This is a genomic window from Bradyrhizobium sp. BEA-2-5 (genome assembly GCF_032918025.1).
Taxonomy (GTDB): Bacteria; Pseudomonadota; Alphaproteobacteria; order Rhizobiales; family Xanthobacteraceae; genus Bradyrhizobium; species Bradyrhizobium pachyrhizi.
This window is the reverse complement of sequence record NZ_CP136629.1, coordinates 4,404,686-4,420,769: the sequence shown is the minus strand read 5'-3', so window position 1 is coordinate 4,420,769 and position 16,084 is coordinate 4,404,686. Positions and strand designations below refer to the sequence as shown.

Here is a 16,084-nt window from a genome sequence, read left to right as displayed (position 1 = left end):
GGGAACGACATGTCGGCGCCGGCCGGCCGCGGTCCTACTAGGGCTTGGTGATCCCGTTGCGCTCGGCAAGGTCGGCTTCCCAGCCGAACACCGAGCGGCCGTCGAGTGCGGGCGAATGGGCGCGCTCGTTCGCGACAAACGCCTCGAAGGAGGGGCCGGTGGCGGTTCGTTCCAACCTGCGGGCCTGATCATCGAGCCGCTTCAAGGCCTGCATCTCCTCATCGCGGCCGAGCTTTGCCTGCTGCACGGCCGACTTCAGCACCCGGATGGTCTCGTCATAGACCTTGATCGGAACGGGGTAGGGATGTCGGTCCTTGCCGCCATGGGCGAGCGAGAAACGCGCGGGATCCCTGAAGCGATAGGGTGCGCCGTGCACGACCTCCGCGACCATCGCGAGCGACCGCACGGTGCGCGCGCCGACGCCCGGCGTCAGCAGCAGTTCCGGGAAAATCCAGCGGCCCGCGATCGGCAGCCGCGGCCAAGGTGCCGTGCAGGCGGCGGACGAACACGTCGCTCGAGCGCACGTCGTGATGCGCGGGCATGATCAGGTGCAGGAGATCCGGTTGCGCGGTCACGCTCTGCGTCAGCTCGGCATATTCGCGCGTGATGCCGTCCGGCCCAAGCGCAGCGAGCAGATCGAGCTGCGCCTGGCGCGAGCTTTCGGCGCGATGATCGGTGAGATTGACGATCTCCCCCTGCTGCGGCCCGTCGATTGCGCTGTGTGGCGCATCGACAAAGCTCTTCAGCGCCTCGGAATGCCAGTGATAGCGTCGCGCCTGCCGCTTGTCGCCGTTCATACCCTGCTGCACCACCGTCCATTTGCCGTCGGCTGTCACGAAGAAGCCGTGCAGGTAAAGGTCGAAACCGTCCTGGACCGCGGCGCTGTCGACCTTGGCCACCAGACGGCTGGCGCGGGTCAGTCTGGCGCCGTCGAATCCGACGCGGTCGCCGAGGGCGGACAGTTCATCGGGCGTGCGGCGCGAATGCTTGCCGCGCCCGCCGCAGACGTGGATTCCGAGCTCGCCTTGCAGCGGCGCCAGACCGCGCTTCAGCGCGCCGATCACGGAGGTGGTGATGCCGGAAGAGTGCCAGTCCATCCCCATCACGGCGCCGAACGACTGGAACCAGAACGGATGCGACAGCCGTTGGAGGAACGCATCGCGGCCGTAATGATGCACGATCGCCTGGGTGACGATGCCGCCCAGCATCGCCATGCGTGTCGCCAGCCATGGCGGCACGCGGCCACCATGGAGCGGAAGATCGGCGCTGCCGGTGCGTCGGGCCATTGGGCTCCCGGATGCTGAATCGGCGTATAATCTACCAGCAAATGCGAGCGTGTGTACTAAGCGGACGTCGCTTCATCGCCCGTCTCGTCAGGCCGCTTCGGCGTTGATGCTGCTGACGGCGAGCTTGGTGAGCGCTTCATCCGTCTTCTTTTCCTCGGCCAGGGTCTGGTCGATGAGCTTAACCGCATCCTTCATGCTGAGCCGGTTGGCCCAGGCTTTCAGGGTGCCGTAGCGAGCGATCTCGTAATGCTCGACGGCCTGGGCTGCCGAGAGCAGGCCCGCGTCGAGCGCCGGCGTGTCGGCATACTCCTCCATGATCTCCTTGCCCTCGTCGATGATCCCCTCGATGGCGTCGCACTTCTTGCCGCGCGCCGGCTTGCCCATCAGGTCGAAGATCTGCTCGAGCCGCTCGATCTGTCCTTCGGTCTCGTCATGATGCTTCTCGAACGCCGCACGCAGATCGTCGGACTCGGCGGCCTTGGCCATCCGCGGCAACGCCTTCAGGATCTGCTTTTCCGCGTAATAAATGTCCTTGAGGGTATCGAGGAAGAGGGCGCTGAGATCCTTGTCCGGCATTGGTCGCTCCGTGAGTTGGGTGAATAGTCCGGAGTGCCAACACGAGTGCGGAAAGCAAGTTCCTATCCTCGATCGATGCGCGGCAAAGCGCATTCTCGGCTGTCGCGCATTCAAGCGCGTCACGATGGAGCTTGGTCGGATTGCGAAGTCTGGATTGCGAAGTCTTGATTGCGAAGTCTTGCCGCAACGCGGCTTCGGAACGAAGCCTCGACCGGCCCGTTGGTCGGTCTCATCGTTCAAGGGAGAACCGCGATGGATTGGAATCGTGTTGAAGGCAATTGGAAGCAGGTCAAGGGTAAGGTCAAGGAGCAGTGGGGCAAGCTCACCGATGACGATCTCGATGTGATCGACGGCAAGCAGGACCAGCTCGAGGGCCGTCTGCAACAGCGCTACGGCTATGCCAAGGATCAAGCCGCCAAGGAAGTGAACGACTGGTACGGCCGCCAGAAATGGTGAACGGCACCACATTCCGGGCCCCGCTTCGGCGGGGCCTTTCGCGGCCTGAGCGGCTGATCCTGCGTGTGACGGCATCCGGCCGGCGCGCGCAGGAGTGAGCGATGGGACAGCTTCTCACTCCGCCGGGTCCGCGCGCGGCGCACCTGTGCATCGACATGCAGCGGCTGTTCGAGCCCGGGGCGCCCTGGGCGACGCCCTGGATGGACCGCGTGCTGCCGCGCATCATCAAGCTGGCGCAGCATGCGCCTGAATGCACCGTATTCACCCGCTTTATTCCGCCGCGCTCGAAGCACGACGCGCGAGGGATTTGGCGGGCCTATTACGAGAAATGGGAATGCGTGACCCGCGAGCGGCTCGATCCGGAGTTGATCGAGCTCGTGCCGGCGCTCGCTGCCTGTGTGCCGCCGGCTGCCGTCGTCGACCGGCCGATCTATAACGCGTTCGGCAATGGGCGCCTGCAGGCTCATCTGGATGAGCACGGGATCGATACGGTGATCGTGTCGGGCGGCGAGACCGACGTGTGCGTGCTCGCCAGCGTACTGGCCGCGATCGATATCGGCTATCGGGTGATCGTGGCCGAGGACGCGCTATGCAGCTCTTCCGATCAAAGCCATGACGCGCTGCTGCAGCTCTATGCCGAACGCTTCAGCATCCAGATCGAGGTGGCGTCCACGGCCGACATCCTCCGGATGTGGGCCCTCGACGACTGAAGCGACAACGCGCCGAAGCGAGGTACTGGTATCAGGGCGATCGGAGCAGGGGTGGCAATACCTGCTTCCTGGGGCTGAGCTGACGCCGGCGGATGGGTAGCTGCGGGGCAGCCGTTCTGGTCCTGCCAGCGATTGACCATGCGAGACGATCGGGATGACCGGACCGCACAAGTCGAGGCAGGCGTGCCTGGCGGATACGGCGCATCGCCCAGCCGCTGGAAGGCAGGACTGGGCCGTCAATCTGCCAGACGGTACCAAGGTTCCTGATTCTCGGCCTTGCGGCGAAGGTTAGCGGAGCAACGGAAAAGCTGCCGGCGATCGTGGCCAGGCCCATATCCGTAATTCGCATAAGGTATATTATGGAATATCCATATCTACAATTGGATCAGATATTTAGTGGGAAATCTTCGCACCAATCCGCAAGTTGGCATGTGTGCTGATGTGTCCAAGCCGTTCGTCGGGCTCGTGCTGACGCCGCAGCGATCCACGCGCGCCCATCTCATCTGAAAGCCGATATTGCCGCCGCGTACGGACGCTGCAATAAGCCCCAGCTGTGCAGAGATCGCTGGTGACCCCGCGGCATCAGGTCCGTATAGGATGGCATCTCAGAACAACAACAAGCCTCTTGAGGGAGCAACCAATGAGCTTTTCACGACGCACGCTGCTGAAGGTTTCCGCCGCTTCCGCCGTCCTCGGCGGGATTGGCGCGCCCTATGTCGCGCGCGCCCAGTCGGCCGAGTTCTCTTACAAGTTCGCCAACAATCTGCCGGAGTCGCATCCGTTCGTGGCGCGTGCCCGGGAGATGGCCGCGGCGATCAAGAGCGAGACCGGCGGCAAGTTCGACCTGCAGATCTTCCCGAACAACCAGCTCGGGTCCGACACCGACATGCTGAGCCAGATCCGCTCCGGCGGCGTCGAGTTCTTCACGCTGTCGGGACTGATCCTGTCGACCCTGGTGCCGGCGGCGTCCATCAACGGCATCGGCTTCGCGTTCCCGGACTACGACACGGTCTGGAAGGCCATGGACGGCGATCTCGGCGCCCATGTCCGCGGCGAGATCAAGAAGGCCGGCCTCGAGGTCATGGACAGGATCTGGGACAACGGCTTCCGCCAGACCACGTCGTCGACCAAGCCGATCACCGGTCCGGACGACCTCAAGGGCTTCAAGATCCGCGTGCCGGTGTCGCCGCTGTGGACCTCGATGTTCAAGGCGTTCGATGCGGCGCCCGCCTCGATCAATTTCAGCGAGGTCTATTCGGCGCTCCAGACCAAGATCGTCGAGGGCCAGGAGAACCCGCTCGCGATCATCTCGACGGCAAAACTCTACGAGGTGCAGAAATACTGCTCTTTGACCAACCACATGTGGGACGGATTCTGGTTCCTGGCCAACCGCAGGGCCTGGGCGGCGCTGCCGGACGATATCAAGACCATCGTCGCCAAGAACGTCAACGCGGCGGCCGTCAAGGAGCGTGAGGATACCGAGAAGCTGAACGCCACCGTAAAGCAGGAGCTCACGGGCAAGGGGCTCGTCTTCAACCAGCCCGAGGTCGGGCCGTTCCGCGACAAGCTCCGCGCCGCCGGTTTCTACGCCGAGTGGAAGGGCAAGTACGGCGAGAAGGCCTGGGATCTGCTCGAGAAGTCCGTCGGCAAACTGTCCTGATCGATCAAAGCAGGAGGCGCTTGCCAGCGGGAGATTTGCTATGGCTCATGTCGAGATGACGCCGGCCGTGGCCGGCGAGGCGGCGTCGCAGCCCCCTCGCCGCCGCTCCATTCTCGGCTCCATCGACGCGGCGCTCGGGATGCTGGTCGAAGTCCCGGCGGCGATTCTCGTCGTCGCCGAAATCGTGATCCTGTTCGCCGGGGTGGTCGCGCGCTACGGCCTGCACCGGCCACTGATCTGGTCCGACGAGCTCGCTTCGATCCTGTTCCTGTGGCTGGCCATGCTCGGCGCGGCGGTCGCCTTCCGCCGCTCCGAGCACATGCGCATGACCGCGGTGGTCGCAAGCGCGGGACCGCGGCTGTGGGCCTATCTCGACGTCGTCGCGACCTGCGCCGCGCTGGCGTTCCTGATCCTGATCGTGCGGCCGGCCTATGAATACGCCTATGAGGAAAGCTTCATCACGACGCCGGCGCTGCAGATATCCAACACCTGGCGCGCGGCGGCGCTGCCGGTCGGCACCTGCCTGATGGCGCTGTTCGCGCTGCTGCGGCTGGCCCGGGTCGGCGATGTCAAGACCTTCCTGCTGGCCGCGCTGACCGTGGCTGCGCTGATCGGCGCGTTCTGGCTGGCGGAGCCGCTCCTGCGGCAGCTCGGCAATCTCAACCTCGTCATCTTCTTCGTCGGCGTTGCCGGCTTCTGCGTCTTTGCCGGCGTGCCGATCGGCTTTGCCTTCGGCATGGCGATCTTTGGCTATCTCGCGCTCGCCACGCGCACGCCGGTCATGGTGCTGGTCGGGCGCATGGACGAGGGCATGAGCCACCTCATCCTGCTCTCGGTGCCGCTGTTCGTGTTCCTCGGCCTCCTGATCGAGATGACCGGCATGGCGCGGGCCATGGTGGCGTTCCTGGCGAGCCTGCTCGGCCATATCAGGGGCGGTCTGCATTACGTGCTGGTCGGCGCGATGTACCTGGTCTCCGGCATTTCCGGGGCCAAGGCCGCCGACATGGCCGCCGTCGCGCCCGTGCTGTTTCCCGAGATGAAAGAGCGCGGTGCCAAGCCTGGCGACCTCGTCGCGCTTCTTGCGGCGACGGGCGCCCAGACCGAGACGATTCCGCCGAGCCTCGTCCTGATCACGATCGGCTCGGTGACCGGCGTCTCGATCTCAGCGCTGTTCACCGGCGGCCTGCTGCCGGGCGTGGTGCTCGCGATCACGCTGTGCATGCTGGTGTGGTGGCGCTACCGCGGCGAAGACCGCAGCCACGTCCAGCGCGCCACCGGCAGCGAGATTGGCAAGGCGTTCGTGTTCGCCCTGCCCGCGCTCGCGCTGCCCTTCGTGATCCGCTACGCCGTCGTCGAGGGCATCGCCACCGCGACCGAGGTCTCCACCATCGGTATCGTCTATGGCGCCTTCGTCATCGGCCTCCTGATCTACCGCAAGTTCAACTGGCGGCGACTGCTGCCGATGCTGATCGACACGGCGTGCCTGTCGGGCGCGATCCTCTTGATCATCGGCACGGCGACCGGCATGGCCTGGGGCCTGACCCAATCAGGCTTCTCGCGCTCGCTGGCTGCGGCCATGACGGGATTGCCCGGCGGAGCGGCGACCTTCATTGCCGTCTCGATCCTCGCCTTCACCATCCTCGGCAGCGTGCTGGAGGGCATTCCGGCCATCGTGCTGTTCGGGCCGCTGCTGTTTCCGATTGCGCACCAGGTCGGCGTCCACGAGGTGCACTACGCCATGATCATCATCCTGGCGATGGGCATCGGCCTGTTCGCGCCGCCGTTCGGAGTCGGCTATTATGCCGCCTGCGCCATCGGGCGCGTCGATCCGGCCGAGGGTATCCGGCCGATCTGGGGTTACATGCTGGCGCTGTTGATCGGCCTGATCATCGTCGCCATCTTCCCCTGGATATCGATCGGCTTCCTGTAAAGCACCTTGCGGATGGGATAGAGCCATGAGTGCAGCTCAGAACCAGTACTCGATCGGGTTGGACAAGACGCCGGCCAACTACGTGCCGCTCTCGCCGCTGAGCTTCCTGGCGCGCTCGGCCGCCGTCTATCCCGACCATCTCAGCGCGGTCTATGAAGGCCGCAGTTTCACCTGGAAAGAGACCTACGAGCGCTGCAGGCGCTTCGCGTCCTATCTCGCGGGTCATGGCATCGGCGTCGGCGACACCGTTGCGGCGATGCTGCCGAACATTCCGGCGATGAACGAGGCGCATTTCGCCGTGCCCATGACCGGCGCCGTGCTCAACGCGCTCAACATCCGCCTCGATGCGCCCTCGATCGCGTTCCAGCTCGACCATGGCGGCGCCAGGATGATCCTGGTCGATCCCGAATTTTCCGGCGTGATCGCGGAAGCCTTGACCCTGATGAAGAGCGCAAAGCCATTCGTGATCGACGTCGATGACGCGGCCTTCGGCGGCGGCAAGCGGATCGGCGAGATCGAGTATGAGGCGGCGGTCACGGCGGGCGATCCCGGCTTCGTGGAACGGCCGCCGGCCGACGAATGGGATGCCATCGCGCTGAGCTACACCTCGGGCACGACAGGCAATCCCAAGGGCGTCGTCACCCATCATCGCGGCGCGTATCTGAACGCGGTCAGCAACATCCTCGCCGGCAATCTCGGCCAGCATCCGGTCTATCTCTGGACGCTGCCGATGTTCCACTGCAACGGCTGGTGCTTCCCGTGGGCAATTGCGGCCGCCGCCGGCATCAATGTCTGCCTGCGCAAGGTCGAGCCGACCAGGATCTTCGAGCTGATCAGGGAGCACGGCGTCACCCACATGTGCGGCGCGCCGATCGTCTACAACACGCTGATCAACGCACCCGATGCGCCCAAAGGCAATGCGGCCCGCCGCGTCGTCGGCCTGATCGCCGGCGCTGCGCCGCCGGTCGCGGTGCTGGAAGGCGCCGAACGCATCGGCATCAAGCTGACACACGTGTACGGCCTGACCGAGGTCTACGGCCCCGCCTCCGTCTGCGCCGAACAGCCCGGCTGGGACGAACTGCCCGCTGCTGAGCGCGCGCGCATGAAGCGCCGGCAGGGCGTGCCCTACCCGCTGCAGGAAGGCGTCACGGTGCTCGATCCCGAGACCATGCGCGAGGTGCCGCGCGACGGCGAGACCATCGGCGAGGTCATGTTCCGCGGCAACATCGTGATGAAGGGCTATCTCAAGAACGAGAAGGCAACCAGGGAAGCGTTCGAAGGCGGCTGGTTTCACACCGGCGACCTCGGCGTGCTCGACGAGCACGGCTACGTCATCATCAAGGACCGCTCCAAGGACATCATCATTTCCGGCGGCGAGAACATCTCCTCCGTCGAAGTCGAGGACATCCTCTACAAGCACCCGGCCGTGCTGTTCGCGGCCGTAGTCGCCAAGCCCGATCCGAAATGGGGTGAAGTGCCCTGCGCCTTCGTCGAGCTGAAGGACGGCGCCAAGGCGACCGAGGCCGAGATCATCGCCTATTGCCGCGAGCACATGTCGGGGTTCAAGACGCCGAAGGCCGTCGTGTTCGGACCGATCCCGAAGACGTCCACAGGCAAGATCCAGAAATTCCTGCTGCGCAACGAGGTCGGATCGGCGAAGGCGATCTCGGCCTGAGCCTTCAGCCTGCCCGGTCGAGCGTCAGCCGCATGCCGTCATGGGCCGGGATGACGTCGGCCGGCAGGCTCTGCCGCAGCACCTCGTAGTCGAGGTCGGAATGCATGTTGGTGATGATCGCGCGCTTCGGCTTGAAGCGCTCGATCCACGACAGCGCGTCCGCAACGCTGAAATGGCTGGGATGCTGCGCATAGCGAAGTCCGTCGACAATCCAGAGATCGAGACCTTCGAGCGTCGGCCAGCTCTCCTGGGGGATGTCGTGCAGATCGGGCGTGTAGGCGGCGCCGCCAATGCGGTAGCCGAGCGCCGGGATCTTGCCATGATGAACCAGGAAGGCCTCGAGCTTCAGCGGACCGCCCTTCCCCAGGATGGTCTGGCTCTCGCCCGCCTCGATCGAATGCCGAGTCAGGATCGGCGGGTAGTCGCTGCCCTCCGGCGAGATGAAGCAATAGGAGAATCGCGACAGGATGTCCTTGGCGGTCGACTGGTTGAAGTAGGTCGGGATACGACGGCGCATGTGCATGACGACCGAGCGTAGATCGTCCATGCCGTGGGTCTGGTCGGCGTGCTCGTGCGTCAGGAACACTGCGTCGATGTGGTCGACATTGGTCGAGAGCAACTGCTCGCGCAGATCCGGCGAGGTGTCGATCACGATGCGTGTCGTGCCGTGCTCCATGGTGCGCTCGGCCATGAGCGAGCAGCGGCGACGGCGGTTCTTGGGATTGTTGGGATCACAGGCGCCCCAGCCGAGCGCCGGGCGCGGCACGCCGGCGGAGGAGCCGCAGCCCAGGATCGTCAGCGTCAACGTCATGCAGCAACCTTCGGCGCCGGCACCTTCGAGAACAGGCGGAAGAAGTTTTCGGTGGTCTGGCGCGAGATCTCGTCAAACGACACGCCGCGTGTCTCGGCGAGCACTTTTGCCACCTCGACGACATAGGCCGGCTCATTGCGCTTGCCTCGAAACTTGCCGGGCGCAAGATAGGGCGAGTCGGTCTCGACCATGATGCGGTCGGCCGGCAGCTCGGCTGCCAGCGCGCGCAGCGCGTCCGACTTCTTGAAGGTCAGGATGCCCGTGAACGAGATCGACAGCCCTAGCGCGATCGCCTTCATCGCAAGCTCGCGGCCGCCGGTGTAGCAGTGCAGGACAGCTTTGAACGAGCCCTTCGCGACTTCAGCCTCCAGGATGCGGCCGCAATCCTCGTCGGCCTCCCTGGTATGGATGACCAGCGGCAGGCCGGTTTCGCGCGCCGCCGCGATGTGCGCGCGAAAGCCGCGCTCCTGGGCCTCGCGCGAACCGTGCTCGTAGAAATAGTCGAGCCCCGCCTCGCCGAGCGCCACAACCTTCGGATGCCTGGTCAACTCGATCAGTTCGCTGGCCGCGATGCCGTCCTCCTCGTCCGCGTTGTGCGGATGGGTGCCGACCGAGCAATAGACGTCGGGAAAGCGCTCCGTGATCGCGAGCAGCCCGCCGAGCCGCCGCACCCGCGTCGAGATCGTGACCATGCGCGTGATGCCGGCCGCTCGCGCCCGCGACACGATCCCGTCGAGGTCTTCCGCAAAGTCCGGAAAATCCAGGTGGCAGTGGCTGTCGACCAGCATGAATTTCGAACCGCTCACTCGGTCTTCGGTTCCACATAGCGCGGGAATACGCCGACAGGCGCCGGCAGAACCGTGCCCGGCCTGATCCGCTCGGCGACCGCGGCAAAGCTGCGGGCGTCAGCAGCGATACCGAGGCTGTCGAGCATCTTGGCGCAGGACTCCGGCATCACGGCCTGCGCCATGATCGCGACCTGGCGGACGACTTCGGCGGTGACGTAGAGCACCGTCTTCTGCCTGGCAGGATCGGTCTTCGCGAGCGCCCACGGCGCCTCGCCGGCGAAATAGCGGTTGGCCTCCGCGACCACGGCCCAGACGGCGTTGAGCCATTGATGGATCTGCTGCGTCGCCATGGCCTCGCGCGAAGCAGTGATCATGCCGTCGGCCATTGCCAGAATCGCCTTGTCGTTGTCGCTGAAATCCCCGGGCTCGGGCAGCACGCCGCCGAACTGCTTGGCGATCATCGAGAGCGAGCGCTGCGCGAGGTTGCCGAGGTCGTTGGCGAGATCGGCATTGATGCGCGCAACGATGGCCTCGTGATTGTAGTTGCCGTCCTGGCCGAACGGCACCTCGCGCAGGAAGAAATAGCGCATCTGGTCGACGCCGTACTGGTCGGCGAGATTGAAGGGATCGACGACGTTGCCGACCGACTTCGACATCTTCTCGCCCCTGCTGAACAGGAAGCCGTGAGCATAGACCCGCCTCGGCAGCCGGATTCCGGCCGACAGGAGGAAGGCCGGCCAATACACCGCATGGAAGCGGATGATGTCCTTGCCGATGACGTGCACATCGGCTGGCCAGTAGCGCCAGTTCTTGTCGCTCTCATCGGGGAAGCCGACGCCGGTGATGTAATTGGTCAGCGCGTCGACCCAGACATACATCACGTGTCCTTCGTCGCCAGGCACCTTCACGCCCCAATCGAAGGTGGTGCGCGAGATCGAGAGGTCCTTGAGCCCGCCGCGCACGAAACTCATCACCTCGTTGCGGCGCGAATCCGGACCGATGAAATCGGGCTGGCTCTCATAAAGGTGCAGCAGCTTGTCCTGGTACGCCGACAGGCGGAAGAAATAGCTCTTCTCCTCGACCCATTCGACCGGCGTACCCTGCGGGCCGCGGCGGACATTGTCCTCGCCGACGACGGTCTCGTCCTCGGCGTAATAGGCCTCGTCACGGACCGAGTACCAGCCCGAATAGGTGTCGGCATAGATGTCGCCGTTGTCCTGCATACCGCGCCAGATCGCCTGCACCGACTCGTGATGCGCAGGCTCCGTGGTGCGGATGAAGCGGTCGAACGACACGTTCAGACGCTCGTCCATTTCCTTGAAGCGCGCCGCGTTGCGGGTTGCGAGATCGAACGGCGTCATGCCTTCGTTCTGCGCCGTCTGGATCATCTTCTGACCGTGCTCGTCGGTGCCGGTCAGGAAGAACACATCCTTGCCATCGAGTCGCGCAAAGCGCGCCAGCGCGTCGGTCGCGATCGCCTCATAGGCGTGACCGATATGCGGGCTGCCATTGGGATAGGCGATCGCGGTCGTGATGTAGAAGACGTTGTCGCGGTCCGCGGCGGGCATCGGGACGGAAGCGGCCGCAGGAGCCACCACTGCGGGTTTGGGCTGCTTCGGCGCGCGAACCTTTGCCGGTCTCGGCGCCTTCTCGGCAGCCGGAGGCTTCGAAGCAGCGGGCTTCTTTGCCGCCGGCGCGACGGCTGCTGCGGCCGCCTGCTTCGGCGGCGCCTTGGTGGCCTTCGCAGCAGTTTTCTTGGCCGTTTTCTTGGCCGTCTTCTTCGCAGCCTTCTTGACGGCTTTGTTGGCGGCTTTCTTCGCCGCCGATTTCCTGGCGCGCTTGGCTCCGGTCTTGGACTTGGACGTGGACTTGGCGGCCTTCTTCGCCTTCCGGGTGACGCGCCCGGCCTTCTTGGCCGCCCGCGACTTCGCCGTGGCTTTGCTGGTCGCGCGAGCGGGCGATGCCTTCTTCGTCTTCTTGGCTTTTTTCGACGATGTCTTCTTAGCGGTCGCCACCACGGAATCCTTTGCAGATCGAAACGAGATTGTCGGGAGTGTTGTCAGACGGATGTGTTGTCAGACGCGGTGTCTATCGGGTCGCATCCGCGAGCATCGAAAACACCGAGAAGACCAAGGGCTTGCGCTCCAGATTGTAGGTTTCGGTGTCGCGCGCGGCGCGGACGATCTTTTCCCATACCTCAGCTAGGCGCGCAAGGCGCGGCAGGTTCTGGTTGGCATTGGCCTCATCCGCATGCAGCCGCTCCGCGATCCAGCGGTCGATGCCGTCGATGAAGGCGGCGAGCGCGACGCGGTCGCTGGTGCCGAGCGCTTCGCCCAGCGCATGCAGCTCACGCGGATCGACGCTCGGAAGCGTCGCGAGCAGCGCGGCCGTGCGTTGCTGCAGCTTGAGCGCATCGCCGCCGAGCAGCGACAGCGCCCGCCCGATGCTGCCTTCGGAAGCCGCGGCGGCTTCCGCCAGCGCCGGATCGTCGGCCTCGATATCGGTTGCGGCCGCGGCCGCGCGCACCACATCGTCCGTCTCGAGCGGCCGCAGCAGCAATTTGCGGCAGCGGGACAGAATGGTCGGCAGCACCCGTGACGGTGCGTGGCTCACCAGAAGGAACAGCGATTGCTGGGGTGGCTCCTCGAGGATCTTCAGAAGCGCATTGGCCGCGTTTGGATTGAGCTCGTCGACGGTGTCGACGATGCAGACGCGCCAGCCTTCGGCTGCCGCGGTCGAGCCGAAGAACGCGATCGTCTCGCGCGTCTCGTCCACGGTGATCACGGTGCGCATCACGCCGCGATCATTAAGGCCGCGCTCGAGCACAAGGAGCCCGCCATGAGCGCCTGCCGCGACCTGCCGCGCTACGGGGTCGGCCGGATCGACCCGTAGCGTCGGCGCCTGCTGAACCTGGGACGATTTCGGATTGCGAAACGCCAGCACGAAGCGCGCCATGCGGTAGGCCAGCGTTGCCTTGCCGATCCCTTGCGGCCCGCCGATCAGCCAGGCATGTGGAATGCGCCCGCTGCGATAGGCATCGAGCAAGGCGGTCTCCGTCTCGCGATGCCCGAACAAATCCGGCGTTTCGCGCGGATGGCGGGCGGCGCTCTCCCGTTCGACCTTGCGCGCGCTCATGCGATGCTGTCCGCCGCAAGCGTTGCGCGCAGATGTTCGCGCAGCGCGGCCCATATCCTGGCCGCGACCGTGTCCGGATCGGCCGTAGCGTCGATCAGGACGCAGCGCTCCGGATCTTCGGCCGCGATCCGGCGGTACGCATCACGCAAGTCCTGATGGAACTTGATGCCTTCGGCCTCGAACCGATCGGCGGTGGCGTTGCCGCGTCGCGCGGCGGCGCGTTGCAATCCGACCTCGACGGGCACATCGAGGATGAAAGTCAGGTCGGGCTTGAGATCGCCGATGGTCACGCGCTGCAAGGCGTTGACGAGTTCGGGCGACACCTGCCCGAGCTTGCCCTGATAGGCCCGCGTCGAGTCGGCGAAGCGGTCGCAGAGCACCCAGGTGCCCTGGTTGAGCGCAGGCAGGATCACGGTGCGGACATGGTCATCGCGCGCGGCGGCAAACAGCAGCGTCTCCGCCTCGGGGCCGAGCAGCTTGCCCATGCCGGACAGCACCAGGTGACGCATGATCTCGGCGCCTGGCGAGCCGCCCGGCTCACGGGTCACGATCGCGCGCAGCTTGGCGCTATCGAGCCGTTCGGCAAGCTTGCGGATCTGGGTCGATTTGCCCGCCCCCTCGCCGCCCTCAAAGGTGATGAAGCGACCGCGCAAGCTCGGCCGTTGGACTGCTGCTTCCGCCATGTCAGAGCTTCTCGACCCCTGCGCGGAACATGCCGATGACCAGCTCCTGGGCGCCATCGAGCGCGCGACGCATCGTCGATCCGGTGCCGACGGCGTCCGCTGCGAAGACCGGAGTCTCCATCGCGACATTGGCGCCGCGCCACACCCGCACCACCCCGATCTTCTGGCCGGCGGTGATCGGCGCCTTGACCGGGCCGCTATAGATGACGCGTGCCAGCAGCTTGTCGTTGCCGTTCTTCGACACCATCACTTTGATCGGATCGGGGCTGACGAGCTTGACCGAGCGGCTCTCGCCGCCGAACACCTTGGCGTAACCGACCGTCTGCTCGGCCGGGATCAGGGTGCGGGTCTCGAAATTGCGGAAGCCCCATTCCAGCATCTTCTTGGCTTCCGTGGCGCGATCCTCGGGGTCTTCGAGTCCGTTGACGACGACGATCAGCCGCGTGCCGTTCTGCACGGCCGAACCCACCATGCCATAGCCGCCTTCCTTGGTGTAGCCGGTCTTGAGACCGTCGGCGCCTTCCATCGAATTGAGCAGCGGATTGCGGTTGGGCTGGCGGATCTTGTTCCAGGTGAACTCCTTCTCGCCGAACAGTTTGTACCTGTCCGGGTAGGTCAGGATGATGTGCCGGGCGAGCATGCCGAGCTCGCGCACCGTCATCTTGTTGCCGGGGTCGGGCAAGCCGGTGGAATTGCCGAAGGTCGATCTGGTGAGGCCGAGTTCGCGGGCGCGCTTGGTCATGAAGTCGGCCGCGAAGATCCGCTCATTGCCCGCCATGGCCTCGGCAAGCGCGATGCAGGCGTCATTGCCGCTCTGGATGATCGCGCCGTGCAGGAGATCGTCGACCGAAACCTTGCTGTTGATGGCCGCGAACATGGTCGAGCCGCCCGAGGGCGCGCCGCCCCGGCGCCAGGCATTCTCGCTGATCCGGTACTCGTCCGTCGGCTTGATGTCGCCTTTCTTGATCGCATTGAAGACGACCTCCGCGGTCATCAGCTTCATCATGCTCGAGGGTGCGCGCAGCTCGTCGGCGTTCTTCTCGAATAGCACGCTGCCGCTGGAGGCTTCGATCAAGATCGCAGTCGGGGCATCGCCATCGAAGCCGGCCTCTTCCGGTTTCTTGGCGCCCTGGACGCTCTGGTTGGCGGCATAGACCATTCCGCCGCAACCGATCGCCAGCGCGACCGCGGCCGCGACCAGGCCGCGCCAGCAACGCCCGGCGCGAGCTGACAACGTGCGGGGAACTGCGGTCTGGGCTGCCATCGGCGATGTCCTGAAAGACTGCGTTCTAACAGCTGGAAGTATCGCAAACAACTGAGGTTTCTGCGCTTGTGCACGGCCGGCCGGATTGCCGGTTGCGTTGAACATCCGTATCCTTGGAACCAGCTAACGTCAGCAGAACCGGCAAACAAGGCGGAAACGCGAATGTCATCCTCCCGCACCATCTCCGCCAACGGCATCGACATGTTCGTGCGCGAGGCCGGGCAAGGCCCGCTGGTCGTGCTCTGTCACGGCTGGCCGGAACTGTCCTATTCATGGCGGCACCAGATCGCGGCGCTGGCCGCGGCAGGCTTTCGGGTCGTTGCGCCTGACATGCGCGGCTTCGGCCGCACCGGCGCGCCGGCCGAGGTCGGCGCCTACACGATCTTCGATACGGTCGGAGACATGGTGGCGCTGGTTGCCGCGCTCGGCGAGACCAGGGCGATGGTGGTCGGCCACGATTGGGGCGCCCCGGTCGCCTGGCACGCGGCGCTGTTCCGGCCCGACATCTTCACCGCGGTCGCGGGCCTCAGCGTGCCGCCACCGTTCCGCGGCCGTGGTCGTCCGCTCGGGACCCTGCGCGACAGCGGCATGACCAATTTCTATTGGCAGTATTTCCAAACACCGGGCATCGCCGAGGCAGAGCTCGAGCGCGACGTCGCCCGCACCATGCGCATCGTGCTCGGGCGTGGCGTCTCCGATCCAAGCTCGATGTTCGTCGACGAGGCCAAGGGCTTCCTCGGCAAGCTGCCGGCCGGAATGCCGTTGCCGGCCTGGCTGACCGAGGCCGACATTGCCGAATTCGCCGAAGGCTATCGGCAATCCGGCTTCCGCGGCGGGCTGAACTGGTACCGCAACATCGACCGCAACTGGGAGCTGACCGCGCCCTGGCAGGACGCACGGATCCACCAGCCTTCCCTCTTCATCGCAGGCTCAAGAGACGCGGTGATCACCGGCCTGATCGGCGCCAAGCGCGTCGCGGACATGGAGCGCGTGCTGCCGAACCTCAAGCAGAAGCTGATCATCGAGGGCGCCGGCCACTGGATCCAGCAGGAACGCCCCGACGAGGTCAACGCGGCGCTGATTGCGTTTCTGAAGTAATTAGGCCAACAG

General features: G+C 65.2%; 13 protein-coding genes and 1 pseudogene. 6 read left to right on the top strand and 8 right to left on the bottom strand.

Features of this window, described 5'->3' with window-relative positions:
* Positions 1 to 37 precede the first annotated feature (37 nt).
* Both RX327_RS20630 and RX327_RS20625 read right to left on the bottom strand, forming a co-directional pair.
* A pseudogene (locus RX327_RS20630) lies at positions 38 to 1,286 on the bottom strand (DUF763 domain-containing protein).
* A gap of 87 nt (positions 1,287 to 1,373) precedes the next feature.
* Positions 1,374 to 1,862, bottom strand: coding sequence for a ferritin-like domain-containing protein (locus tag RX327_RS20625; RefSeq protein ID WP_028331988.1), 489 nt, complete (start codon positions 1,860 to 1,862; stop codon positions 1,374 to 1,376).
* Positions 1,863 to 2,114: 252 nt separating this feature from the next.
* Here RX327_RS20625 and RX327_RS20620 point away from each other — a divergent pair, with 252 nt between their 5' ends.
* The 5 genes from RX327_RS20620 (at position 2,115) to RX327_RS20600 (ending at position 8,293) form a co-directional block, all read left to right on the top strand.
* A complete protein-coding gene (locus RX327_RS20620; protein WP_028331989.1) occupies positions 2,115 to 2,318 on the top strand; it encodes a CsbD family protein in 204 nt (67 codons plus the stop codon).
* Between the two features lie 101 nt (positions 2,319 to 2,419).
* A complete protein-coding gene (locus tag RX327_RS20615) occupies positions 2,420 to 3,028 on the top strand; it encodes a cysteine hydrolase family protein (RefSeq protein ID WP_050385358.1) in 609 nt (202 codons plus the stop codon).
* Between the two features lie 640 nt (positions 3,029 to 3,668).
* A complete protein-coding gene (locus RX327_RS20610) occupies positions 3,669 to 4,688 on the top strand; it encodes a TRAP transporter substrate-binding protein (RefSeq protein WP_317246949.1) in 1,020 nt (339 codons plus the stop codon).
* Between the two features lie 40 nt (positions 4,689 to 4,728).
* On the top strand, positions 4,729 to 6,618 hold the full coding sequence (locus RX327_RS20605) for a TRAP transporter large permease subunit (protein ID WP_317246948.1): 1,890 nt from the start codon (positions 4,729 to 4,731) through the stop codon (positions 6,616 to 6,618).
* Positions 6,619 to 6,643: 25 nt separating this feature from the next.
* The gene (locus RX327_RS20600) at positions 6,644 to 8,293 is read left to right on the top strand and encodes an acyl-CoA synthetase (protein ID WP_317246947.1); all 1,650 of its coding nucleotides are present in this window, start codon (positions 6,644 to 6,646) and stop codon (positions 8,291 to 8,293) included.
* 4 nt (positions 8,294 to 8,297) lie between these two features.
* On the opposite strand, the gene RX327_RS20595 is transcribed toward RX327_RS20600, so the two are convergent.
* The 6 genes from RX327_RS20595 to RX327_RS20570 form a co-directional block, all read right to left on the bottom strand.
* The gene (locus RX327_RS20595; protein WP_317246946.1) at positions 8,298 to 9,104 is read right to left on the bottom strand and encodes an MBL fold metallo-hydrolase; all 807 of its coding nucleotides are present in this window, start codon (positions 9,102 to 9,104) and stop codon (positions 8,298 to 8,300) included.
* Positions 9,101 to 9,892, bottom strand: coding sequence for a TatD family hydrolase (locus tag RX327_RS20590; RefSeq protein ID WP_317251293.1), 792 nt, complete (start codon positions 9,890 to 9,892; stop codon positions 9,101 to 9,103). Before RX327_RS20590 ends, RX327_RS20595 begins: the two co-directional genes overlap by 4 nt.
* A gap of 14 nt (positions 9,893 to 9,906) precedes the next feature.
* Positions 9,907 to 11,907, bottom strand: a complete 2,001-nt coding sequence (gene metG, locus RX327_RS20585; protein WP_317246945.1) for a methionine--tRNA ligase — start codon at positions 11,905 to 11,907, stop codon at positions 9,907 to 9,909.
* A 73-nt stretch (positions 11,908 to 11,980) separates the two neighbouring features.
* Positions 11,981 to 13,027 (bottom strand): DNA polymerase III subunit delta', encoded by a 1,047-nt coding sequence (locus RX327_RS20580; RefSeq protein ID WP_317246944.1) that lies wholly within the window; start codon positions 13,025 to 13,027, stop codon positions 11,981 to 11,983.
* Positions 13,024 to 13,710, bottom strand: a complete 687-nt coding sequence (tmk, locus tag RX327_RS20575; protein WP_317246943.1) for a dTMP kinase — start codon at positions 13,708 to 13,710, stop codon at positions 13,024 to 13,026. Before tmk ends, RX327_RS20580 begins: the two co-directional genes overlap by 4 nt.
* Before the next feature lies 1 nt (position 13,711).
* Positions 13,712 to 14,869, bottom strand: coding sequence for a D-alanyl-D-alanine carboxypeptidase family protein (locus tag RX327_RS20570; protein WP_317251292.1), 1,158 nt, complete (start codon positions 14,867 to 14,869; stop codon positions 13,712 to 13,714).
* A gap of 267 nt (positions 14,870 to 15,136) precedes the next feature.
* On the opposite strand from RX327_RS20570, the gene RX327_RS20565 reads away from it, so the two are divergent.
* Positions 15,137 to 16,072 (top strand): alpha/beta hydrolase, encoded by a 936-nt coding sequence (locus RX327_RS20565; protein WP_317246942.1) that lies wholly within the window; start codon positions 15,137 to 15,139, stop codon positions 16,070 to 16,072.
* Positions 16,073 to 16,084: the final 12 nt, after the last annotated feature.